The sequence below is a fragment of the Ammoniphilus sp. CFH 90114 genome, assembly GCF_004123195.1.
Taxonomy (GTDB): Bacteria; Bacillota; Bacilli; order Aneurinibacillales; family RAOX-1; genus YIM-78166.
Map to the genome: position 1 here is coordinate 61,845 of NZ_SDLI01000003.1, position 24,069 is coordinate 85,913.

23 protein-coding genes are annotated in these 24,069 nt (G+C 41.3%); 7 read left to right on the top strand and 16 right to left on the bottom strand.

Annotated elements, in window-relative coordinates; all coding sequences use genetic code 11:
* Positions 1-98: 98 nt before the first annotated feature.
* Positions 99-1,286, bottom strand: coding sequence for a M20 family metallopeptidase (locus EIZ39_RS07970; protein WP_129199283.1), 1,188 nt, complete (start codon positions 1,284-1,286; stop codon positions 99-101).
* A 312-nt stretch (positions 1,287-1,598) separates the two neighbouring features.
* Here EIZ39_RS07970 and pyrR point away from each other — a divergent pair, with 312 nt between their 5' ends.
* Both pyrR and EIZ39_RS07980 read left to right on the top strand, forming a co-directional pair.
* Positions 1,599-2,165: a bifunctional pyr operon transcriptional regulator/uracil phosphoribosyltransferase PyrR gene (gene pyrR, locus EIZ39_RS07975; RefSeq protein WP_129199285.1), complete on the top strand. Its 567-nt coding sequence runs from the start codon at positions 1,599-1,601 to the stop codon at positions 2,163-2,165.
* Between the two features lie 4 nt (positions 2,166-2,169).
* The gene (locus tag EIZ39_RS07980) at positions 2,170-3,525 is read left to right on the top strand and encodes a uracil-xanthine permease family protein (protein ID WP_129199287.1); all 1,356 of its coding nucleotides are present in this window, start codon (positions 2,170-2,172) and stop codon (positions 3,523-3,525) included.
* A 91-nt stretch (positions 3,526-3,616) separates the two neighbouring features.
* Here EIZ39_RS07980 and mnhG read toward each other — a convergent pair whose 3' ends face one another.
* Genes mnhG through EIZ39_RS08015 form a run of 7 tightly spaced genes read right to left on the bottom strand, consistent with a single transcriptional unit; the run spans position 3,617 to position 9,398 of the window.
* Positions 3,617-4,015, bottom strand: a complete 399-nt coding sequence (gene mnhG / locus EIZ39_RS07985; protein WP_368666307.1) for a monovalent cation/H(+) antiporter subunit G — start codon at positions 4,013-4,015, stop codon at positions 3,617-3,619.
* Complete coding sequence (locus EIZ39_RS07990; protein ID WP_129199291.1) at positions 3,993-4,277, bottom strand: Na(+)/H(+) antiporter subunit F1; 285 nt, start codon at positions 4,275-4,277, stop codon at positions 3,993-3,995. The genes mnhG and EIZ39_RS07990 overlap by 23 nt, the downstream gene beginning before the upstream one ends.
* On the bottom strand, positions 4,277-4,753 hold the full coding sequence (locus EIZ39_RS07995) for a Na+/H+ antiporter subunit E (protein WP_129199293.1): 477 nt from the start codon (positions 4,751-4,753) through the stop codon (positions 4,277-4,279). Before EIZ39_RS07995 ends, EIZ39_RS07990 begins: the two co-directional genes overlap by 1 nt.
* 6 nt (positions 4,754-4,759) lie before the next feature.
* Positions 4,760-6,238, bottom strand: a complete 1,479-nt coding sequence (locus EIZ39_RS08000; RefSeq protein ID WP_129199295.1) for a Na+/H+ antiporter subunit D — start codon at positions 6,236-6,238, stop codon at positions 4,760-4,762.
* Positions 6,231-6,569: a Na(+)/H(+) antiporter subunit C gene (locus EIZ39_RS08005; protein WP_129199297.1), complete on the bottom strand. Its 339-nt coding sequence runs from the start codon at positions 6,567-6,569 to the stop codon at positions 6,231-6,233. The genes EIZ39_RS08000 and EIZ39_RS08005 overlap by 8 nt, the downstream gene beginning before the upstream one ends.
* The gene (locus EIZ39_RS08010; RefSeq protein ID WP_129199299.1) at positions 6,569-6,994 is read right to left on the bottom strand and encodes a Na(+)/H(+) antiporter subunit B; all 426 of its coding nucleotides are present in this window, start codon (positions 6,992-6,994) and stop codon (positions 6,569-6,571) included. Before EIZ39_RS08010 ends, EIZ39_RS08005 begins: the two co-directional genes overlap by 1 nt.
* Positions 6,981-9,398 carry a Na+/H+ antiporter subunit A gene (locus EIZ39_RS08015; protein WP_129199301.1) on the bottom strand — a complete coding sequence of 806 codons (2,418 nt, stop codon included), beginning with the start codon at positions 9,396-9,398 and terminating at the stop codon, positions 6,981-6,983. The genes EIZ39_RS08010 and EIZ39_RS08015 overlap by 14 nt, the downstream gene beginning before the upstream one ends.
* 212 nt (positions 9,399-9,610) lie before the next feature.
* Here EIZ39_RS08015 and EIZ39_RS08020 point away from each other — a divergent pair, with 212 nt between their 5' ends.
* Positions 9,611-9,823, top strand: a complete 213-nt coding sequence (locus tag EIZ39_RS08020; RefSeq protein WP_164984969.1) for a hypothetical protein — start codon at positions 9,611-9,613, stop codon at positions 9,821-9,823.
* Between the two features lie 78 nt (positions 9,824-9,901).
* Here EIZ39_RS08020 and EIZ39_RS08025 read toward each other — a convergent pair whose 3' ends face one another.
* The 8 genes from EIZ39_RS08025 to EIZ39_RS08060 all read right to left on the bottom strand — a co-directional run bounded on the left by EIZ39_RS08025 (position 9,902) and on the right by EIZ39_RS08060 (position 17,156).
* Positions 9,902-10,228 (bottom strand): ArsR/SmtB family transcription factor, encoded by a 327-nt coding sequence (locus tag EIZ39_RS08025; RefSeq protein ID WP_129199305.1) that lies wholly within the window; start codon positions 10,226-10,228, stop codon positions 9,902-9,904.
* Positions 10,229-10,245: 17 nt separating this feature from the next.
* Positions 10,246-12,003 carry a SulP family inorganic anion transporter gene (locus EIZ39_RS08030; RefSeq protein WP_129199307.1) on the bottom strand — a complete coding sequence of 586 codons (1,758 nt, stop codon included), beginning with the start codon at positions 12,001-12,003 and terminating at the stop codon, positions 10,246-10,248.
* A 100-nt stretch (positions 12,004-12,103) separates the two neighbouring features.
* The gene (gene tatC / locus EIZ39_RS08035; protein WP_129199310.1) at positions 12,104-12,832 is read right to left on the bottom strand and encodes a twin-arginine translocase subunit TatC; all 729 of its coding nucleotides are present in this window, start codon (positions 12,830-12,832) and stop codon (positions 12,104-12,106) included.
* Positions 12,833-12,894: 62 nt separating this feature from the next.
* The gene (locus tag EIZ39_RS08040) at positions 12,895-13,128 is read right to left on the bottom strand and encodes a twin-arginine translocase TatA/TatE family subunit (RefSeq protein ID WP_129199312.1); all 234 of its coding nucleotides are present in this window, start codon (positions 13,126-13,128) and stop codon (positions 12,895-12,897) included.
* A 14-nt stretch (positions 13,129-13,142) separates the two neighbouring features.
* Positions 13,143-14,831 (bottom strand): PhoX family protein, encoded by a 1,689-nt coding sequence (locus tag EIZ39_RS08045; protein ID WP_129199314.1) that lies wholly within the window; start codon positions 14,829-14,831, stop codon positions 13,143-13,145.
* 215 nt (positions 14,832-15,046) lie between these two features.
* Positions 15,047-15,883 (bottom strand): mechanosensitive ion channel family protein, encoded by an 837-nt coding sequence (locus tag EIZ39_RS08050; RefSeq protein WP_129199316.1) that lies wholly within the window; start codon positions 15,881-15,883, stop codon positions 15,047-15,049.
* An 82-nt stretch (positions 15,884-15,965) separates the two neighbouring features.
* Positions 15,966-16,316 carry a toprim domain-containing protein gene (locus tag EIZ39_RS08055; RefSeq protein WP_129199318.1) on the bottom strand — a complete coding sequence of 117 codons (351 nt, stop codon included), beginning with the start codon at positions 16,314-16,316 and terminating at the stop codon, positions 15,966-15,968.
* Positions 16,317-17,156, bottom strand: a complete 840-nt coding sequence (locus EIZ39_RS08060; protein WP_129199320.1) for a sulfurtransferase — start codon at positions 17,154-17,156, stop codon at positions 16,317-16,319.
* Between the two features lie 421 nt (positions 17,157-17,577).
* Between EIZ39_RS08060 and EIZ39_RS08065 the strand changes: the two genes are divergently transcribed.
* From EIZ39_RS08065 to EIZ39_RS08080, 4 genes are all read left to right on the top strand, one after another.
* Positions 17,578-17,772 carry a hypothetical protein gene (locus EIZ39_RS08065; protein WP_129199322.1) on the top strand — a complete coding sequence of 65 codons (195 nt, stop codon included), beginning with the start codon at positions 17,578-17,580 and terminating at the stop codon, positions 17,770-17,772.
* 93 nt (positions 17,773-17,865) lie between these two features.
* Positions 17,866-18,483, top strand: a complete 618-nt coding sequence (locus tag EIZ39_RS08070; protein WP_129199324.1) for a GNAT family N-acetyltransferase — start codon at positions 17,866-17,868, stop codon at positions 18,481-18,483.
* Between the two features lie 18 nt (positions 18,484-18,501).
* Positions 18,502-19,350: a carbon-nitrogen hydrolase family protein gene (locus EIZ39_RS08075; RefSeq protein WP_129199326.1), complete on the top strand. Its 849-nt coding sequence runs from the start codon at positions 18,502-18,504 to the stop codon at positions 19,348-19,350.
* 351 nt (positions 19,351-19,701) lie between these two features.
* Positions 19,702-24,036 carry a leucine-rich repeat domain-containing protein gene (locus tag EIZ39_RS08080; protein ID WP_129199328.1) on the top strand — a complete coding sequence of 1,445 codons (4,335 nt, stop codon included), beginning with the start codon at positions 19,702-19,704 and terminating at the stop codon, positions 24,034-24,036.
* The last annotated feature ends 33 nt before the right edge of the window (positions 24,037-24,069 follow it).

Below are 24,069 nucleotides of genomic sequence, written 5' to 3' on the forward strand. Positions count from 1 at the left end.
CGTTGGCAGCACTTGAGTCTGGTCAACGGGCTTTTTATTTACTATTAATTATCATATATTACTCATGGATACATCATATTATTTTATATTACCTAAGATTACTCAAGAAAACTTTCCCCAATATGATAAAGTACCGCCGATAAAAAAACCTTTCCCGCCACAAGCATCGATTGCTCGTCTACATCAAACTTAGGGTGGTGATGGGGATAGTCCGCCCCAAGCTCAGGATTTCCTCCACCTACGAAAAAGAATGACCCTGGAACTTTCTGCGTATAGTAAGCAAAGTCCTCTCCACCCATGATCGGCTTCATCTCAAATACGTTTTCTGTGCCAAGCACTTCCTTGGCTTGTTCCACGATAACACGTGTTTGCTCAGGATGATTCCACACCGCTGGGTAACCCCTATGATAGACGACATTCGCTTGAGCCCCGGATGCTAGACAGGTAGCTTCCGTTACGGCCTTGAGAGAATCCTCCATATCATCACGTACTTCTTCGTCGAATGTCCTTACCGTTCCCATAAGCTTGGCTGTGTTTGGAATGACATTATAAGCATTTCCGCTGATAAAGGAACCTACCGTGAGAACAGCCGGCTTCAATGGATCGACTCGACGACTTACAATTTGTTGCAGATTGAGGACAAGTTGACTTCCTACAACAAGAGAGTCTACCGTCAGATGCGGAGTTGCACCATGTCCCCCTTTGCCCATGATCTCAATGTCAAAATCATCCGTAGCCGCCATCATATAACCCTCAACATAACCTAATTTTCCTATAGGAATCCCAGACCAAACGTGAGCACCATAGATAACATCCACTCCATCCAAGCAGCCATCTTCAATCATAGGAAGCGCACCTCCGGGAGCCACCTCCTCAGCAAACTGGTGGATAAATACTACATTTCCTTGCAAATGTTCACGCACTTCACTCAATAGCTGAGCCACCCCAAGAAGCGTCGTGGTATGCACATCATGACCGCAAGCATGCATGACACCAGGTATACGAGACTTGTATTCCACTTCCTTCTCATCCTGGATCGGAAGAGCGTCGAAATCAGCACGAAGAGCTACCGTCTTTCCAGGTTTTCCTCCGCGCAAGAGTCCCACAACCCCTCTTCCTCCTACCCCTGTTCTCACCTCTAACCCTAGTGACGTCAAGAATTCCGCTACCTTTTTTGGTGTGCTCTCTTCTTCAAACGAGAGCTCCGGATACATATGGAAATCACGCCGAATTTTCACTAGCTCGGGATAGATCTCCTGAAGTCTTGAAAATAATTGATTCCGCATCGTGATCATCCTTTTTTTCGTTCAATTGTTATTCACATTTCTTACATCATAACACATCTCGATTGCAAAGTTTTATATTGACAACCTGTAATAGGCATGCCATAATGATTTCAATTCAATAGCTACCTTTAAATGCAGTCCCGTGAGGCTGACAAGGTGAACGGATCTTAAGGATAAGTAGGTACCTTTTATGGTAATGTCTATCCTTCTATTCTCGTGCATACAGCTCCTTGTCAGAATATGGCAAGGAGTTTTTTTGAGTCTCAGCAGAAAGTGGAACATAATAATCTTAAGTATGTTAGGGGTGGAATAATGACCGCACAAAAATGGCAAGAAAAAAGTGTCCTTCTCGATGAAGCCGCAATTCGACGCGCCTTGACCCGAATTGCTCATGAGATTATTGAACGGAATAAAGGGATTGAGAACTGTGTTCTCGTAGGGATTCGCACGCGAGGAGTATATCTAGCGAGACGACTAGCGACTCGTATAGAAGAAATTGAAGGGCAAAGCATCTCCGTTGAAGAATTAGATATTACACTTTACCGAGATGACCTTACTGAAAAAGATATGCTGCCTCAGGACAGCGATAAGATCCTTCCAGAGAAAATAACAGATAAAAAAGTCATCTTGATTGACGATGTCTTATTTACAGGACGCACGGTACGGGCTGCACTTGATGCCTTAATGGATAATGGACGACCAGAGATGATCCAACTGGCTGTACTCATCGACCGAGGACACAGGGAACTTCCCATCCGTCCAGATTTTGTAGGGAAAAATGTGCCAACCTCCCGATCAGAGACCATCGTGGTGGACCTCATGGAAATAGACAACCTAGAGCGCGTTACGATTCAAGAGAAAATTGAGGAGGAAAATTAATCCTATGGCTAAAAATTTTATTGATGTCCACGAAACCCCACCTATTCAAAAGCTTGTCCCTTTAAGCTTACAGCACTTGTTTGCGATGTTTGGAGCTACCGTTCTTGTCCCACTTATTACAGGACTGGATATACAAGCTGCTCTTTTATCTAGCGGAATTGGCACCTTGCTCTTTATCTTCCTAACCAAAGGCCTTGTTCCCAACTATTTGGGTTCCTCTTTTGCCTTTATTGGTCCGATTATTACCGTCTCTGCTAGTGAAGGACCTGGAGCTGCCATGTTAGGCTGTTTATTAGCGGGTATCGTCTACGTGATCGTCGCCCTAATCGTGTCCAAAGTCGGAGTGAATTGGCTGCATCGTCTGCTCCCGCCTATGGTTATCGGGTCAATTATCATTGTAATTGGACTTAGCTTATCTGGGGTTGCAGTAAATTGGGCCATTAATGACCCATTAAGTGCTGATCCCGTTTATTCCGTTGGTGCTGTAGAAATTGCTTTTGTTACACTCATTACAACTGTTGTTGCCACTATCTTTTTTAAAGGATTCTTGTCTGTCATCCCGATCCTAACGGGAATGGTTACCGGTTATATCTATACTTTAATCCGATTTCCTGAATGGATCGACCTAACTTCTATCGCTAACGCATCGTGGTTTATTACACCAGGAGAAATGTTTACGCAACATCTGCTTACCACACAATTGCTTGGAGCTTTTAGCTCTCCTGGAGCCTGGATTGGTGCTTTAATTATTGTTCCTGTCGCCTTTGTTACTTTAGCTGAACATATTGGTCACTTACTTGTAACAGGCCGTGTAATGGATCGTGATTTAATGGTAAAACCAGGATTGCATCGCACCCTGTTAGGAGATGGTTTAGCTACTTCCTTAGCGGCATTCATCGGTGGACCTCCTAACACCACGTATGGAGAAAACATCGGGGTACTTGCGATTACTCGCGTATTCAGCCGTAATGTCATCGGACTTGCTGCCATCTTTGCCATTATCTTTGCCTTTGTAGGTAAGATCGGTGCTGCTCTGATGACGATTCCAAAACCTGTCCTTGGCGGTGTCACTATTATCCTATTTGGGATCATCGCAGCTCAAGGGGTACGGATGTATGTAGAACATAAAGTCGAATTTGCGGACAAACGCAACATGGTGATCGCAGCCATCATCCTCGTTACCGGAATCGGCGGATTCAAACTAGAATTCCATGACATTACCATTAGCAATATCATCGCTAACCTCACCATTGACAATATCGCAATGGCTACCTTCCTTGGTATCCTGCTTCATGCTATCCTTCCAGGTAAGGAAACTGCATTTGGTGAAGTGGAAAAAGAAGTACGCAAGGCATCATAATCTAAAGAACGGCTTGTCCTAATTGGACAGCCGTTTTTATATGCAAAAAAACGTGTGAGGACCTAAAGGCTAGTCCATCACACGTATAGATTTATTGATTTTCTGCTGCCTTCTTTAATTTTTTAGTCATTCTTTTATCTCTTTTCAAATCATCACGCTTCAAATCGTCTTTTATTGTTTTTTCCCACAGGGGTACTTGAGTTCGGTAGGCTGCCCTTGCGATCAGATGACCTCCCACTGGAGCAGTTATGAAAACAAATACAATCCCTAATAAAAGCTTTGCACTGATCAAGCCATCGACAAAATAGAAAAAGATAAACGCTCCCACTAAAATAGACATGATTCCAAGCGTCGCTGCTTTCGTAGCAGCGTGTGACCGGTTATAAATATCCGGCAAGCGCAGTAAACCATACGTGCTTAGCAGGCTTAGTAAAGATCCGATAACAAGGAGGATCCCTACCACGATCTTAGCGATTTCGATTACGTTCAATGACTTCACCTCTTTCTAAGAACTTCGAGAAGGAGATCGTTCCAATAAAAGATAGTATTCCGATTAATAAAATGACCTCCAAGAACGCCTGAGTATTTAGCATGACAGAAAGAATCGCAACAAGGCCAATAATATTAACACCAATGGTATCTAGGGCGATTACACGATCAGGAGTAGATGGTCCCTTGAAGACCCGATAGAAGGTTCCAAGTATAGATACGGCAATTAAGATTAATGAGGTCATAAGCAACATTTCAAACATTACCGCGTCACCTCCTTAATAGCTCTCTCAAACGAATTCTTGATCTGGCTAATAGCTTCTTGAGTATCTGGCAGATCCATCGCGTGGATATACAACGTATCTCCTTTTGGTGAAACCTCAAGCGTAAGTGTACCCGGTGTTAAAGTAATCAAACTCGCCAACAAGGTGATCTCCCAATCGCTCTTCAAATCTGTAGGCAAGGCGAAAATACCAGGGCGAAAGTCCATATTTGGACGAAGAATTAATTTGATTACACTAATACTCGACAAAATCAGTTCCTTAATGAATAACAAGATAAGACTGACGATGGCAATTACCCTTTTAAAGTAGAAGGGACCCTGGAGAAATCGGTGCAAAAAGTAAATTAACCCCAAGCCAATAATATACCCCAATATAAACGTAACCGGATCCCAACTCTGATTTAAGAACATCCAGATAAAAGCCAGTAAAAAGTTTAATAAGACTTGCACGGCCATAGTGATCTACTCCTTTAATACGGCTTGAATATAGATGGTTGGATCCATTAGCGTTTCGGCAGCTATCTCAATATACGGATAGAAGAAATCTGCTCCTAAGCCTAGTGCAAAAGATAAGAATACTAAGACAGCACATGGGGCTAGTAACCCTTTATCCGAACCTTTTTCTTCCTTAGGACTTAACTTGGTTTCACCCCAGAATCCATGCATAAATACCTTCATTATGGAATATAGCACGATTAAACTTGTTGCCAAGCTGATCCCAACAAGCCAATACATCTCAGCTGTGAGACCGCCTTGGACAATTAACAGCTTCCCAATGAAACCACTTAACGGTGGGACACCAGCTAAAGCAATGGCTGCTATAAAAAACATCCATCCAAGCACAGGATGATACTTAATTAGACCGCCCATCTTCTGTAGGTGACTAGTTCCAGCAATTCCAATCATCGCTCCCCCAAGAAGGAATAACAGAGCCTTTATGATCATGTCATTAATCAAGTAGAAGATAGCCCCTTCTACTGCTGCAGTAGTATGAGCAGCTAGGCCAAAAACAATAAAACCAACAGCAATCACAACATTATACGCTAACACTTGACGAACATCAGAAAAAGCTATAGCACCGATGGCTCCTAAGATCATCGTTGCCCCTGCCATCCAACCTATTATTTGGTGAGTGACCTCTGGTTGATGGTAGAAGATTAACGTAAATGTTCTAAACAGCGCATAAATCCCTACCTTCGTTAGTAACCCTGCAAATATAGCCGCTATGGACGTAGGAGGTGCACTATAGGAACCTGGTAACCAGAAGTATAGAAACAAGCCTGCTTTTAGACTAAACACAATCAAGAACATAAGAGCTACAACATTCAAAAGTCCAGTTTGCCCTACTTCCGCTACTCTTACAGATAAGTCTGCCATATTTAGAGTTCCCGTGATCGCATACAAGTAAGCCACAGAGGCTACAAACAAGGCAGAAGAAACAATATTAACCACTAGGTATTTTATCGTCTCTCGGAGCTGAATTTTAGTAGCTCCTAACACAATAAGGGCATAAGAAGAGATGAGCATAACCTCAAAAAATACAAACAAATTAAATATATCTCCGGTTAAGAACGAACCACTTACACCCGTCAACAAGAATTGAAAGAAGGGATAGTAATAATACTTTTCTCTATCCAGTCCAATTCCACGGAAAGAAAACCATAAACAGCTTAGCGCAACAATCCCCGATGTAAGTACTAACAAACTAGCAAACATATCTGCAACAAAGACGATCCCGAATGGAGGAAGCCAACCTCCCATATATAACGTTTGGATTCCCTCGGTATAGACCTGCTGAACAATCGAACTGGCGATCCCAATGAAAGCGAGCAAAGATATCAAGCTCAGCCATCTTTGTACAACAATATGCTTGCTAAAGAAAATGAGGATTATTCCTGTCATGATCGGAAGTACAATAGGTAAAACAATAAGGTTATTCATGTTCATTTCCCCTTAGCTGATCCATATCGTCCGTCCCTAATTCTTTGTAAGCTCGATAAGCTAGAACGCAGAAGAATCCGGTTACCCCGAAGCTAATTACAATAGCTGTAAGGATAAGTGCTTGTGGAAGGGGATCAGTGTAAAGGGCAGCCTCCTCACCTAATAATGGTGGTGACCCTGTTTTTACACCCGCCATGGTAAGAATCAACAAGTGAACAGCATGGCTTATGATTCCCGTCCCAATAACAATGCGCAATAAGCTTTTCGTTAAAATCAGGTATGTGGCAACCATAAATAATATTCCAATTACTACAGACATCAAAATCTCCATTATTCATCATCCTCCCCAATCGAAAGAATAATGGTCATCGTAACGCCAACTACCGTCAAGTACACCCCTAAGTCGAATAAGACGGCAGTAGCCAATTCGGTCTTCCCAAGTACAGGAAGATAAAAATAACCAAAGGAGTGACTAAGGAAGGGAACATGGAATAAAAATGAACCTATCCCTGTAGAAACGGCAATTAGCAGACCTAAAGCAATCATCTTTTTGTAATCTAGCGGTATAACCTTCTTCATCGTTTCAATGTCATAAGCAATATAAAGCAAAACAATGGCCCCAGCCGTCATCAAACCACCAATAAAGCCTCCACCCGGATTATGATGTCCAGCAAAAAATAAATAGACCGAAAACAGCAAGATAATGAAGGAGACTGTCTTCGTTACCGTCTGTAAAATTACATCATTGGTTCTCAAAGTCTTCCCTCCTTGCTAGACGAAGCTTAATCATGGAAAATACTGCTAGAGCAGCTATCCCTAACACTAGAATTTCCAGCATTGTATCAAACCCCCGGAAATCTACCAAGATGACATTAACGACGTTTCTTCCTCCCGCTTCCTTATAGCTTGCTTCAAGAAAATACTCGGAGATGGGAACAAACAATCTGTTGTCGATCGCAGAAAAGGCAATCAGCATCATAACTACCCCTACCCCTAGCGAAATAAGGAAATTGGTTGCCTTAAACGGGACACGGGAAATTTCCTTCCGCAGTTTAGGTAAGTGGTAGAAGCAGAGTAAGAACAAAGCCGTAGAAACCGTCTCTACAATAAGCTGGGTTAAGGCTAAGTCAGGAGCCCTGAATATAACGAAGAACAAGGCTACAGAAAAACCTACTACCCCAACCAAGAGAATGGCTGTAAGTCTGGATTCAGCGAAGGGTACAGCTACAGCAGCACACACCATGACCAACGCTAAGATAACTTCATATACCCCTATAGGCGCCACTTGACCCTGTCCAAAACTGAAAGCATTCAAGGTAAACAGTCCGCCACCTAGTAATACGATCAAAAAAGCAAAGATATAAACCAAATAGTCTCGCATAAAACCTGTCATGTGGAAACGGGTGATTTTATTAGCAACCCTTTCCATCGAGATAAGGCCATGGTCATAAAAATGGTTAAGGGCCAAACGTTTGGGAAACTTGTTGTAGATTCCTGACCATCTGGTTAAGGTGAAGTACAATATCGTACCTACAGCGATAACCCCCATTGTCATAAACAATTCCGTTGTCCATCCGTGCCAATGATAAATATTGACATAGAATTGCTGCTCCGGTGCCAGTAAGCTTGGCAATATAGAAGCCATAGCCGGTTCAATGAGCGTATAGGACAATAGATTAGGAAAGATCCCGAAAATGACAACCAATGAAGCTAGAATAATAGGTGGAATCAACATTCCTATTGGAGCTTCATGTGGCTTTTTGTCCAACTTTTCTGGTTGATATTTGCCTGTAAAAGTTTTAAACACCAACACCATGCTGTAGATAAAAGTAAAGACGCTAGCTGCCCAAGCTAAAACCGGGAAAATCATTCCCCAAGTCTGCATATTGAATATATCTAACTGACTTGCATTAAGGACACCTGTGAAGAAAAGCTCTTTACTTAAAAATCCATTAAACGGAGGTAAACCGGCCATAGAGAACGTACCGATAATGGCTAGTGTAAAAGTGATTGGCATAAGCGACATCAGGCCGCCCAGCTTTCGAATATCCCTTGTACCTGTTTCATGATCAACGATACCCACTACCATAAACAGGGCACCTTTAAATGTAGCGTGATTAATTAAGTGGAAGATAGCCGCAAGCGTAGCCGTTGTATATATGGCATTTTCCTTGCTATAACCGAAATGAACGGCAGCCGAACCCAATCCGAGTAAGCACATGATTAGTCCTAATTGACTCACTGTTGAGAAGGCCAAGATCGACTTCAAGTCTGTCTGCTTCACGGCGGAGAAAGAGCCCCAGAACAGGGTGACAATCCCAAACCCTGCAACCAGCCAGAACCATTCCGCTTGACCTGCGAAAATGGGACTAAGCCTTGCTACAAGGTAGATCCCAGCTTTAACCATAGTTGCTGAGTGCAAGTAAGCACTGACAGGTGTCGGTGCCTCCATCGCGTCAGGCAGCCAGATATGGAACGGAAATTGAGCCGACTTCGTGAAAGCGCCAAGCAAAATAAGTAGCATAGCGGGTAAGAACAGCTCATGGGTAGAAATCGTCCCCACTTGAGCAATGATCTCACGAATACTGTATGTCCCTGTCATCAAGTAGAGCAAGATGATTCCAGCAAACATAGCAAAGCCTCCGAATACGGTAATGAGCATCGATTTCTGCGCTCCGTACCGGGACTTTTCTCTCTGATACCAATAGGCAATTAGTAAGAAGGACGCTAAACTCGTAAGTTCCCAGAATACATAAAGAACAATTAAGTTGTCAGATAGAACAACTCCTAACATCGCTCCCATAAACATGAGGAGATACACGTAGAAAGAGTTGAGCGCTTCCTTCTCCTTAGATAAATAATAGATGGAATACAACACCACCAAAGACCCAATTCCTGTAATTAAAAGAGCAAACAGTAGCCCTAGCCCATCAACATAAGCTGTAAAATTAATGTTAAGTGAGGGAATCCACTCTACAGTATGCTGAACGGTTTCTCCGTTAGAAACAACAGGAAGGAATTGAATGAGATAAGAAAACAACAAAACGGGCAAAATGAGGACAAACCAACCCGTGTGTATTTGGCGTACATATTTATACAAAAATGGTATAAATATGGCCAAAATGAAAGGTGATAATATAACGAGCTGTAGCCAGGCCAAAACTAAAACCTCCCTTTCCGATGAACTCTAGTGCATATATTAGCATTATATATTAAAGTTTCTACCTTTTCACCTTATCGTACTCTGATTTCACTCTTTTTACTCGGTATTATAAATAGGTAGAAACAGCTTTAAAAAAATTTTTTTATGTAAAAAGCATGTATAAAAACTCCCTCTTTGCTCCATCTTATGAAGTGAAAGAGGTGGTAGATATGGTCCTCAGATCGGCAATCGTGGCAATTCTGCTTTTCTTTGCCCTTTTTGCATCGGCATGGTTTGTCCACACTCAATTAGATCGCTATGGTGCCATTCATCATAATGAGGCGGATGTTGAAATTGCCCGGATACAACAGATAGATTTCCAACCTTTCGATCCTTTCCAGCCACGCGAGTATATTAAGATTCGTGAACGGTTTAGGAACTAGGACCTTTGTCCTGCCTGAATTTTATAAAGGACAGAAAAAATAGAGGCTGATACAAAGCCTCTTTTTTCATCTAATTCGCTATTTTTCTTTTTGCATAGCAGACAACATAGAAATGTTATCAATTAAATGATTATTAAATATTCCTTTTGCCACTTCCAGCAAATTCTTGATCATCGGGTCCCGTAAGGCGTAAAACACATTTGTTCCTTCCTTACGCCAACTCACGATATTTTTATTTCTTAAGACGGCTAACTGTTGGGATACGGCCGAACCCTCACTACCCAGGATCGTTTGAAGTTCATTTACATTTTTTTCTCCATCACATAAAAGTTCTAGTATTCTTATTCGCAAAGGATGGGCTAGTGCTTTGAAAAATTCCGCTTTAAACTTTGGCAATTCGTTCATCTGTTCTCCCCCTTCCTTTAAACCGTTATATTATCACTCTTAGGGAGACCTGCTTCATAATGGGGATCAGCCACTGAAAGATGCTGACATTCATGAAAGGCAAAATGCTTGCAACCTAAACATTGGAGTCGATTGAGGTGAGCAAGCGCATAATTAATGGCATCACCTGTGTGATCAAAGAAGTGATCTTCTCTAATTTTCTCGTATAGCCCAGTTTTTTTCAACATCTCTTCAGGCTGTTCAGCCAGTTTGGATATTAGGACAATCCCTCCACTTTTTTGAAAATGTTTTACAATGCTTGCTAAATTCAATTCTCCGGTTGTGTCCATATAAGGAACCTTGCCCATACGAAGTAATAAAACCTTCGGTTTAAATTTGATTGTATTCATAATGGTTTTCTCAAAGTGTTGAGCTGCCCCGAAGAAGAGAGGTCCTTCGATATTATAAATACTAATCTGCGGACAGTCATGGCCTTCACGAACCATATGGGCCTTAACTATTTTATCAGCTGGATCAGGAAGTACTTTAGCAACAGTTAAAATATCGCTCATACGCTTAACGAATAACAGTACGGCTAGAACTAAACCAACTTCCACTGCTATCGTTAGATTCGTAAAAACAGTTAGTAGAAAGGTCAAAATAAGAACAAAAGAGTCACTCGTCCTTGTCATTGCCACATGAAAAAACTCTTTCCGCTCACTCATATTCCAAGCGACTACCATTAAAATCGGTGCCATACTCGCGATGGGGATGTGGGATGCATAAGGAGCAAGAAAAAGGAGCACCAGCAAAACAACAACTCCGTGAATCACCCCTGACATAGGAGATACGGCCCCATTCTTTATGTTTGTAGCGGTTCTAGCAATCGCTCCCGTAGCAGGGATTCCGCCAAATAAAGGCGTCACCATGTTCGCAATCCCTTGCCCTATTAATTCCTTGTTGCTGTTGTGTCTACTCCCTGACATTCCATCTGCTACTACGGCCGATAACAACGACTCTATACCTCCGAGCATCGCAATAACAAAGGCCGGTATAAATAACATCTGTATCTTATCCCAAGTAAGCTCAGGTAATCGCAACTCAGGAAGGCCTTGAGGAATACCTCCAAACACCGTTCCAATCGTCTCCACTTTGTCAGAAAAAAATACAGTTGCTACTATTGTAGAAATGACCAAGCCCATGAGCGGGCCTGGAATCTTAGGAAACCATCTCGGTGTAGCAAGCAGGATTCCTAAACAGATAAGTCCCGTAAGAAAACTATAGATATTAAACGTGCCCAGATGAGTGACCAATTCAACCATATTATCAAGGAAATACTCATGTTTTTTCACATCATCTAATCCGAGAAAGTTAGCAATTTGTCCAGTAAAAATGATAACCGCAATTCCACTTGTAAAACCAATGGTTACAGGCCTTGGCATGTACTTCACTAGGGCACCTAGCTTAAACATCCCCATTAACACCAACAGCCCGCCTGCCATAAACCCTGCAATCAGCAGGTTCTCATATCCGTATTGCATGACAACGGCGAAAAGTATTGGAATAAAGGCACCTGTGGGACCCCCGATTTGATACTTAGAGCCGCCAAATAAAGAGATGAGTATACCTGCCGTGATGGTGGTATAAATTCCGTATTCCGGTTTTACTCCAGAGGCCATAGCGAAGGCCATTCCCAAAGGTATTGCAATAATACCCACGATCAAGCCGGACAACAAGTCCTTCTTAACATGCTCTAATGAATATCCTTCAAATCTCCCTGACCACGCTAGCTTCATGCTAACCCTTCTCTCGTCATATTTGTTATATTTGAATATTTGAATATATAAACATTATAAATTGGATAATAAAAAAAAAACCACCAAGAGTTTTGATGGTTTAAACTTCGGCCTCTGCTTGTGCATTCAGCCTTTTTTTATAGACAAATTTAGATAGAGTCACACTAATCTCATAAAGAACAATTAAGGGAACTAGAACTAAAATATCTGAAATGAAATCTGGTGGAGTAATTAAGACTGATACGACAATTAGCAAAAAGTAGGCTAGTTTCCTCGCTTTAGCTAAGCGAATGGGATTCAAAATGCCTAAACGTGTAAGAAACATAACCACTAGCGGCATCTCAAATAGGAACCCAAAGGGTAATGTTAGATTCAACATGAAGCGAAAATACTTTTCGGCCGTAAACATCGTTTCAAATTGTGCAGCCGAAAGAGCCGTTAAAAAGCCTAACACGCTAGGAAATAGCAAAAAGTAACCAAACGACAGACCAATGACAAAAAGGATAAACAACCCCGGAATAAAGCTTAATGTCACCTTTCGTTCTTCCACCGATAACGCAGGGTAAACAAAACGCCACGTCTGGAACGCAGCAACAGGGATGGTTACCGTAATAGCAAAGACTCCTGCAATCATCATATAGACCCATAAAATATCACTTGGCCCTAAGATGGCTAGTTTTCCATCTAGATCTCTCACAAGCCAATTGTAGATATCTTTCACATAAATAAAGGAAGCAACCAGGGCTACCAAAAAAGCGATAGCCGTTTTAATTAAACGACCTCTCAGCTCTCCTAAATGATCAACTAAGTGCATTTCTTGCTGTTCCATTTTCCCCCTCCAATATATAAAAAGGACGTAAACGGGTGTAATCCCGTCTACATCCCCGTGTATTAAACAGCAGGCTTATCTTGTTTTTTTTCAACAGCTACAAGCTCTGGCTTTTGTTCTTCCTTCTTTTCTTCTTCCTTTTCGTCACCTGACACTAACCCTTTCGTTGCACTCTTGAACTCCGTCAAGGTGCGTCCGAATGCTCGTCCGATTTCTGGAAGCTTAGAAGGTCCAAAGATAATAAGCGCAATGACTAAAATAAGGATCAACCCTGGTATTCCAATGTTAGAGAACATAGTTTCATCAACTCCTAGAATTTAAAGCCTTTGATTGCTACTACACCTGGTCTTGGAATCGAGTCTCCAGAACGATGTGGCCAAGTACCACTCGGATGCTGAACAGAAAGGAATAAAGTTTTTTCATCCGGAGTAAACCAAGGTCCTGTTAACTCAGATCCGGATGGACCAGAAGCAAAACGGAATGCTTCTCCTGCATTAGGTCCAAATGTCGGGATGACGAACATGGAGTTGTTTCCAAAATCCTTCATAATATTTGAATTTTGGTTAGGACTATAATCCGTCACTGTCCAAAGATTGCCATTGCTATCGAAACTTAAGTTATCAGGTGCGCTAAATCCACTTTGTCTTCCGCCAGCAGCAAAAATCTCATAAGTGAAATCTACGGAACCTAAGTCGTTATCTTTCTCGATAAAACGAGTGATGTGACCATGGATATTACCATGATGAGAATTATTCGTATGGGCTACGAAAATGGAATTGTCAAACGGGCTAATTTCTACATCCTCAGGACGGTCAGTTGGAGATGCACCTAAAATAATGGCAGCAACGTGAGTGTTAACTAACACATCGGCTTGAGTCTGGAACATGGCACGAAGATCATCCACTGTTGCATCAGAGTATGCACGGATAGCTGTAGGCACTTTGAAATCGGATTTGTCTACCGCTGCTCTTACAGCTGCAATCGTTAGCTCTACCCACTTCCCAGATCCAAGGTTAGCAGCGTAAAGCTTTCCGTCTTCTAGTAAAGCGGAGTTTGCTTTTCCTTTAGAAGGTTCATATTTACCATTCGATATGAATTTGTAAACACATGCACCTCTCTTATCATCACCCATATAAACAGCGATACGACCGTCTTTCGTTAATCCCATAGCCGTATTTTCGTGGTTGAAACGTCCAAGTGATGTGTGTTTGCGAGGAGTAAAATTCTTATCTACACCAGCATCAGTTACGTCAAAAGGATCTACTTCAATTACCCAGCCGTAATGTGTTGAATTACGATTAGCCAGCCCAGCTTGCTTCTCAAAATTCTCTTCACAGGATAAAACCGTATTCCAAAGCGTCATACCTCCGGAGCAATTCGCCCAAGTACCTTCAACTGTTGTCGCTCCCCCTACAGCGGAAGAAGCTGCAGCTGGTCCCGTCAATTTAAATGGAGTTAGCCCATTGTGACGACGAGCATACGTGGATGTTGTATCCATCTTCCAAGAACCGTTAGCATCCTTGTAAACTTCGATAATGGCGCCACCCTGATGATAGAGTTGCTTTGTTAATAGACTTGATCCTTGCATAGAAGCAGGCATTGCACTATCGATTAATAATTTATCATCACTTATATACTCACAATTCGTCCACAACAAACCTCTATCACTGGATCCATTCATTGGGAAGAACACATTCAAATCTGCACCCATACCAAAAGTGTCCCCTGCAGGATTAATTACATCACCATAAACCGCAATTACATCATGAGTGAACCCTTCAGGCAATTTAAGATCGTTGGACCAATCGATATCAATTGGCTTGAAGAAACCGTGAGGCTTTTTTGTCTTCTTTACCTTGTCAAACCCAAAAAGGTGATCTGCAGAATTAGCAGCTTCAGCAGTTGGTGCTAGAGTTCCTAATCCGGCGGATGCAGCAGCTAGAGCAGCAGCTCCTGTTCCAAGATACCCCAAAAACTTACGACGATTCATGTTTTCCATTGTTTCCTCTCCCTCGTTATGTAAAATTTAGTTTGATAGCTTGTCCTAAGTACAAAACCTATATTACCGAAAGAATATCAATTTACTATGTGGATCATGTTAACGTTTTGTTGAGAATGTTAAGAAAATGTCAAGGTTGGATTTGAAACTTTTACATTCACTTTCTTTTGCACAAAAAAAGCTGTATGCAGTCTTAGGCTGCATACAGCTTCTATTTATCCTTGCTTAGTTAAATAAACTTGATGAGGGTAGGGAATTTCGATTCCATTATCATCAAGTGCCTTCTTTAATGCTTTCCTTAACTCTCTTTCTACAGCCCACTGTTGCATATTTTCAGTCTTTGCAATGACCCTAAGAACCACATCTGAGCTGCCAAATGCCTGGACCCCAAGTACGTTGGGCCCTTCCTTAATCTCGGGCATCCTGTCGCGAACTTGATCACAAGCGGCCTGAAGAACGCTTATCGCGGTATCGATGTCATCCTCATAGGAAATGCTCATATCTACCAACGCTCTCATATTGCCCCTAGAATGATTGGTGAGCGATCCAATTTCACGGTTAGGGATGTAATGAAGAGAGCCGTCAAAAGAACGAACCTTCGTTACTCGAATTCCTACTTCCTCCACAATTCCAGAGTAGCCGCCCATGGTAACATAGTCCCCTACTTCAATCTGATTCTCTAGAAGAATAAAGAAGCCTGTAACGACATCACTTACAAGTCCTTGAGCGCCAAAACCTACAGCTAATCCAATAATCCCAGCACCAGCCAGAATACTAGCGGTCGGTATGCCAAACAATCCAAGGATCATAATCGCAGCAATAAAAAATACAACATAACCTACTAAACTATTAATCGTTTTACTTAAGGTCTTCACTTTTCTTTCACTATATTGATACTTATTTCCTAAACTATCAAATAACTGGGTACTAATTTTATTCGCCACTTTCCATCCTACTAATGCAAGGACAACAACGAGCAAGGCCTTTCCTATTGTTTCAATTAAGGAAAGATACAAGCCCAAGGAAAGCCATTCTTCCCACTGGAAATTCATACTTACGCCTCCTTTTCATTGTTAGTTCTATAGTTTAACAAATATACTCAGGAGGCTCAAAGAATTATGTGTTTTTTATGTTTTATTCCTGTTCGATTAAGTACTGTTCATGTACAGAGAAATGAGCGTCGTCCAAAATTTTTGCAAGGTGTTCTAATGGAGTTGTAGCTACTTCCCTATACATCCTCCGGGTATAGAGATGTTTAGCATTAGGAAGCTCCCTTTTCAACTGCTGTCTGAGTTTATTCCCTGCTCCATCTGCATCCACTAAAACATAAACATCCTCATCTTGTAAGGGTAAAATCATTTCTTCTATTTTATCGTCACTTAACGTGCCAAAGGTACATACAATCTCCACAGATTCATTGAGGATTTGAAGAAGCTTTTCCTTATCTGTTTTGCCTTCCACAATGATAATCTTTGGTTGATCCATTTATTCCTTTTCCTTTCCCACCGGATTGTCGGCATACGAGCACCAATCGCTCCAGCTTCCTGGATAGAGTTTTACATTTTCATATCCTGCTTCTTTAAGACCAAGAATATTCGGACATGCTGTAACGCCAGATCCACAATAAACAATGATCTCTTTAGCTCGATCTATACTCTTAAATTGCTGTGCTAATTCTTCAGCCTCTTTCCAAGTTCCTTTCTCACCCAAGACACCCTTCCAAAAGTAATTCTGCGCTCCGGGTATATGGCCAGCAACCGGATCTATCTGCTCTTCTATTCCCTTGTATCTACGCTCTTCACGAGAATCAATTAAGACTACTTCGTCTAGGCCCTTTTTCTCTTTAACCAGACTCATATCTACTACTAAGTCCTGACGGACGCTAGCTTTAAACGGAGCATAGTCAAAAGACGGGATGTCTATCGTAGTGGGATAGTCCTTTTCCTTCCAAGCTGTATATCCCTCACTTAGTACATACACATTTTCGTGCCCTAGATAATGTAATAGCCACCAGAAACGAGAAGCCATGGCCCCACCCTGATCATCGTAAGCCACCACGGTCGTTTGATTGCCTATTCCTGCTTGGCTGAGCTTTTCCACAAACTCCTCTATTGGAGGCAAAGGATGTCTTCCTCCGTGACGTCCTTTCGTTCCTGACATATCTTGCTCCAAGTCAAAATAGACAGCTCCTTGAATATGTCCCTCTTCATAGGCTTGTTTTCCTGCACCAGGGTTGCCCAAAATAAATCGGCAATCTACAATTCTTACTTGAGAATTATCCAATCTCTCCTTCAACCACTCACTTGTAACTAGATATCTACTCATATTGGTCACATCCTTCGTTTCCTTTATAGGGAGGTGGGTGAAGCATAAGCGGAGGAATTCCTGTTATTTTAAGATATGCATTAAAATGGACCGAAATAGGAGGAATTTTTTCCGCTACTTGGCCTAAAACTCTCCTTATGAGCATTTTTTTCGCAAATAGGAGGAATTTTTCCCGTTATTCCCCCTAAAATAAAGCCAACTTCAAGAATAACCGGAAATTCTCCTGTTATGGATCCCACCATCTCCGTTAGCCAACAAATATTGGCAGTTTCTTCTATTTTATCTTCTCACCAATGGAAAGTATAGGTGTCTGTGTAAGTTGTCGATAAATATCGAATCTTTTAACTTTCAATGAATTATCATTCATATTATAGTTTTATATAAAAGAAAGAGAATGGTATACCAGAGAGGAGCTCAAACCATGCCTGTTAGTTATACTAGAGAGGAAATCTACGAATCCTACAGCATAAGTGAGTTATATGCAAAGAGAAAAGACCTTATCGAAGCCTTAAATGTAAATAAGCTATCCGAATATGAAACGATTGAAGTCCACAATCTTATTAGTGTAATCAACCAACGTATTCAGCTTATGAATGAACTGCTTGGTGTATCTTAACGGGGAACTCTCCCCGTTTTTTTCTATTTTTCGAGTCATGTGGTATGATCAAAAGATAGGAATTTTAAGGTAACAGAAAGGAGATCTTTGTACATGAGCCTGGTCATTCGCCCTTATACGATGAACGACTTCGAAGGACTTCTAGACCTTCAAAGAGAAGCATTCCCCCCTCCATTTCCAGAGGATCTTTGGTGGAAGCCAGAACAAATTCAGGCCCATATTCGCAACTTCCCTAAGGGAGCAATGGTGGCCTTATTAGATGATAAAATTGTCGGGTCAGCCACCTCTCTATTAATACAATTTGATGGAAAGCCTCATACTTGGGTAGAAGTTTCAGATAACGGCTATATCGAAGGAAGTCATGATCCTGCTGGTGATAGTCTTTATGGGATTGATGTTTGTGTAAGGCCAAGCTATCGTGGAAACGGCATCGCAGCAGCCTTGTACCAAGCTCGCAAAGATCTCGTAGTTGAACTAGGGCTAAAGCGTTATTTAGCGGGATGTCGAATCCCTAACTTCCACCTTTATGCAAACCAGCTGACAAGTCAAGAATACGTTGAGCGGGTCGTACGTGGGGAGATTAAAGATCTTGTACTCACCTTCATGTTAAGACAGGGCCTGCATCCGATTCAGATTCTAGATGATTATTTAGACGACGAAGAATCGCTAAATAAAGCCGTCTTAGTGGAATGGAAGAATCCTAACATTTAAACAGGGGGTATCTATACGATGACAATCGGTCTTGTTCAATATGAACTTCAATCTTTGAATACACGGGAAGACTTCTGGAATCAAATCAACAATCATGTTAAGTCTGCACAAGAACAAGGGGTAAAGCTACTTGTTTTTCCGGAGTACGTTACGGGGAATTTACTTGCCCTATGCCCTGTCCTTACTCATGAGGAAGCCTGCCAATTCCTTCATGAACAGACAGAGGAATATGTTCAGACCTTCGCTAGTATCAGCCGTGAAACCGGTATGATCATCCAAGCAGGAACCCATATTGTTCAGGATAATGGTCAATTCTACAACACTGCTTTTCTGTTCTTTCCTGATGGGCGTCTGGAAACTCAGAGAAAGGTCCATCTCACCCCTGAAGAAAGAAGAGCATGGAAACTCTCCCCTGGTGAAGAGTTTAAAGTTTTTGATACCGAATTCGGACGAGTCGCCATCCTTATCTGCTATGATGTAGAATTCCCAGAGGCTGGTCGAATCGTTGCGGATAAAGGCGCTGAGATTATCCTATGTCCTTCTTACACGGACGCAGCAGCAGGCTTTCATCGCGTAAAGAACTGCAGCCAAGCGAGAGCGGTCGAGAATCAACTTTATGTTGCCATGTGCGGAATTATTGGGGAAGTTTCAGGCGTAGAGCAAATCGATCTAGGCTATAGCCAAGGCGGTTTATTTGCACCTTGTGATCGCCCGTTTCCACCAGATGGCATCCTAGCGGAAGGAAAAGTCAATGAGAGAGGCGTCGTAGTAGGACAAGCAGATTTAACCCTTCTTAAAGAGAACAGAGAACAAGGGAATGTGGCTCCTTATTGGGATCGTAGACCAGAAGTTTATAATAAAGCATAAAGTAATGTGTAAAAGAAGCTCTTGCGTGGATATCACGTAAGAGCTTTTTGTTTGTAGATCAGCCTAATTTTCTTGTATTTTCATGAAACGTTAACAACTTGTAAAAGTAAAGTAAATTATACGTTAACTATCCATGAATAATTGTAAATAGTTTGTAAATTCTTTTCCATCTTATTGTATCGCCTATTTCCGTTATTGTACACTCAGCTTGTAATTGGGACAACTCTACCTTATTCAGGTAGTGCCTATTTACTATCTTAGTAGTTAATAACCTACTTTTATAGAGTCATAAAGGATATTAACAAATGGAGTATTACTCCAATCAATTCAAAAAAGGAGAGGAGAACCATCGTGGAAAAGAAAAAAGCATTTCGTGAATTATCTTCTTTTATGGTCCCCGTCATGATTTCTTCATCTGTGATGATGCCTGCAACTGCTGAGAATGGTGATGTCGTCGAGTCAACGAACAGCCTGGATAATACAAAGCAAACAGCAGAAGGCCATTCATTGACACCACAATTTAAGTTTAGTGAATTGCGAGGAACACCGGTATCCGACCATGAAGTAAAACTGGAATGGAATACGGTAACAGGAGCTACATATTATAACATCCAACGCTCTACCCTTACGGAGCAAACCTTCAAGCCAATTTCTGTAACAGAGGAAACCTATTTGGTAGACAGCGGCTTGGAATTTATGACTCAGTACAACTATAAGCTAACAACCGAGAATTCTGTTGGAGAATCTGTCTATTCTGAGGTCTACAGCTTCATTCCTGGTGATCGCGTCATTCAATTTGATGACGAGCATTTAGATAAGGCCCTACGTACCCTTGCAAATAAGCCAGATGGAGACTTAATGTGGAGTGATGTCTATTTTTTAGCCATGCTGCCTCTGCAAAACTCCGAAGTTAGAAGCTTAAATGGTATCGACAAGCTAGCAAACCTCTCCTCCTTATATTTAGCCGATACCGCGGTTACCCATGATGTCTATCAAATCGCGACCTTAACCCAGCTAGAAGATCTAGACCTTTCCGGAACTAGATTATCCACTTTGGACTCCCTAACCCATTTAGGACAGCTGAAGACGCTTCATGCTCATAGGAATCAAGTTCAAAGCGTAGGTGCATTAAGTCATTTAACTGAGCTATCAGAGCTTGCTTTGCAAGAAAACGAGATTGGCTCGATTGATGCCATAGGACACCTTGTGAAATTACAATCTCTTTATTTAGCTAACAACCAGATTTCTGATATTAGCTCTCTTTCCTCGTTATCCGCTCTAACTAGGTTAGGACTTTCAGGAAACTCGATTAAAGATATTGATGTTTTGTCCAACCTGAAAGAATTGCGTCAAGTAGACCTGTCCAACAACAAAATCACCAACATTGATGCACTGCTTTCCTTAGATGGCTTAGAATGGGTCTCTCTTGCAGGCAATCCATTATTGCCTTCTGCCTTCCATACGATTAAAGCCCTTCAAGACAAGGGTGTTATGGTTCAGTATGATATTCCTTCACCAGGAGCGTTTCCTGGAGATCGATTAATTGAATTTGAAGATAAGAACCTAGAAAAGATCGTTTATAGTCTGCTGCAAAAAGAAGAAGGCGAGGGGATCTGGTGGAGTGATGTCTATTTTATGGGCTCTTTACCAGCATCTAAGGCCAATATTACAAGCTTTGAAGATTTAAAATGGTTCAACAGTTTATCTGGGTTGTACTTCGCTGATAATACGGTGACGAATGCTGTTTATCTAAGTGAAATGAACAACCTGCTTGACTTAGATCTATCCGGCAACGATTTGGATCGAATGGATTTGCTTTCTAAACTAACTGCTTTGCAAACTTTATACTTGGATCACAATAATCTATCTGATTTAGATCCAATAAGCAATATGACTGAACTCACAGAACTAAGTATCGTAGACAATCAATTCAGCGAACTGGCCTCTTTAGGCGGCTTAACGAAGTTAAGAACTTTAAAACTAGATCAGAATCAAATAGACAACTTAACCCCACTAGCCAACCTTAGCAATCTTGTTGAACTTCGATTATCTCAGAACCAAATCGAAAGCATAGAAAGCTTAAGAAATCTTCAACAAGTTCGTAAGTTGGACCTATCAAACAACAAGATTAAAGACCTTAGTCCATTGCTCAATATGAGTAACCTATCTTGGGTTTCGATTGCTGGCAACCCTATGAGCGACTCCGCTGCCGAAGTGATCCGTGAACTCATGAAAAAGGGCGTATTTGTTCAATATGATATTACTAGTCCGTTCCTTTATGATTTCCTGGAGAATGATCGCATTATTGAGTTCGCTGATAAGAAGTTGGAAAAAGCGATCCGTAATTTCATTCAGAAGCCTAATGGAGAACTGTGGTGGAGTGACGTTTACTACCTTGGATCACTCAATGCAGCTAAGCAAGGAATTACTAATCTAGAGGGAATAGAGTTGCTAGAAAATCTTACAGGACTATATCTAGCGGATAACTCCGTATCAGGATCGGTCTACCAACTTGGTCAGCTTACTCACCTTCTTGACCTAGACTTGTCTGGAAATTCCCTTCAGGATATTAGCCCGCTAGCTAATTTAGTTGAGCTTCAAACGTTATACCTAAACCGCAATAACATTTCTGATATCGAGCCTTTGAATCAGTTGACAAGCTTGACAGAACTAGCCCTTGTCCAGAACAATATCACTGATATTAGCTCTTTATCCAATCTTGCAAAGCTAAGAACATTAAAGCTTGATATGAATAAAATCGAGGGACTTAGCTCGCTTGGTAACCTGAGGGAATTAGAGGAGCTCTATCTCTCTACTAATGAAATCAAAGAAATTAATAGCTTGAGCAGCTTAAAGAATATTCGTAAATTAGACCTTTCTAACAATCATATTGAAGATATCAAACCACTTCTTGATATGGAGAGCTTGACCTGGGTATCCATTGCAGGTAATCCTATAAACGATTCAACCTTAGAGGTTGTCCAACAGCTTCAAGCAAAAGGGGTATTTGTTCAATACGACATCTTGAGTCCGATTGAGATCTTCCCTGATAAAGAAATTCAGCTTGCTGATCAAAAATTTGAAAAAGTCGTTCGTGACCTTATTCAAAAGCCAGAAGGACAGTTATACTGGAGCGATGTATTTTTCCTTGGCATGTTGCCTGCCTCTATGTCCCAAATTGCTAACCTAGAAGGAATCGAGTTGTTTGAGAATTTATCTTCTTTATACTTTGCCGATAACCATGCAACGCCACAAACATTAGAACAAATAAGTCATTTAATGCAATTACATGACTTGGACCTTTCTGGTAACCATATTGAATTCGTTGACTACTTAGAGAAGCTAACAAAGCTTAAAACTCTACATTTAAACCGCAATTCTATCACAGATCTAAGCTCATTGAGCTCTTTAACTGAACTATCTGAGTTAAGTCTAATAAAGAACAATATCAGTAGTATTGATATACTTTCTAATCTAACTAACTTAAGAACCTTAAGGCTTGACTTAAACCAAATTGATGACGTTGGATCGCTTTCTGGTCTTTCTGAATTGCAAGAGCTTGGGCTTTCCGGAAACCATCTTGAGAGCATCGGAGCAATCGCCAACCTTTCTAATCTTAGAAAAGTAGATCTATCCAACAACAAGATTTCTGATATTAGTGCTTTATTAAATCTCAACAAGCTTAAATGGGTCTCTGTAGCAGGAAATCCTCTAGACGAAAACTCTACATCTGTAATTGAACAACTAAAGGCTAAAGGTGTATTTGTTCAATATGATATTCTAAGTCCTGTACCACATCTAGGGCCAACTCTCACTTTAGTTGGACCACAAAGCGCAGCGAAAGGAAGCACATTTACCGTTGCTATCCACATCTCTGGAGCTCAAGAACTATATGGGGCTTCTCTTAAGTTGAGTTTCAACCCTAATCTATTGTCAGTAGTTGATGCAGATATTAGCACGGAACAAATTGAGATAGCTCCAGGAGTCATTATTCATGGGGCTGAAATTAAAAATATGGTAGATAACCCAGCTGGGACCATCTCCTTCGCAGTGACTAAGACTGGAGATGTTGGCGGATTTTCCGGCAACGGAGATTTAGCTTATATTACGTTTAAAGTAGCCGATGATGCAGAAGGACAGCTATCTCTAAACTTTACTGAAAACAATATTAAGCTAGCTAGCAGCAGTAACACTTCCATACCAGCTTATAGCAAAAACTATGAGGGTGAAGTATATAAATCAATAACTGGTTCCATTACGTTACCTGACTCACATATCACTCGACTGCCTAAAGACGAAGCTGGCAAGCGTGACCTAGGCGGCTATACGGTCGAGCTTAAAGATGGCAACCAAGTTGTTGCTAATACCGTTACAGAAAAAGATGGAAGCTACTCCTTTGATGCTCCAACGGGTAACTATACTGTTCAAATTAAAACACCGGGATACAAGACTTCTGTAAGTAATGTTGAAGTTAAGCAGGAGCTCCTTTCTGTTACTGTGCCGACTTTAACCTTATATGCAGGGGATTTTAACTCCGACGAAAACATCAACATCGAGGATATCAGTTTGCAGGCAAGACAATTCGAGAAGACTCGCACGGTAGAAAATAAAACTTACGATATCGATGGCGACGGTAAGATCGATCTATATGATATCGTGATTACAGCAAGAAACTTCTTAAAGTAACCTTAAACCTAAGGACTTAGGCAAAAACCTAAG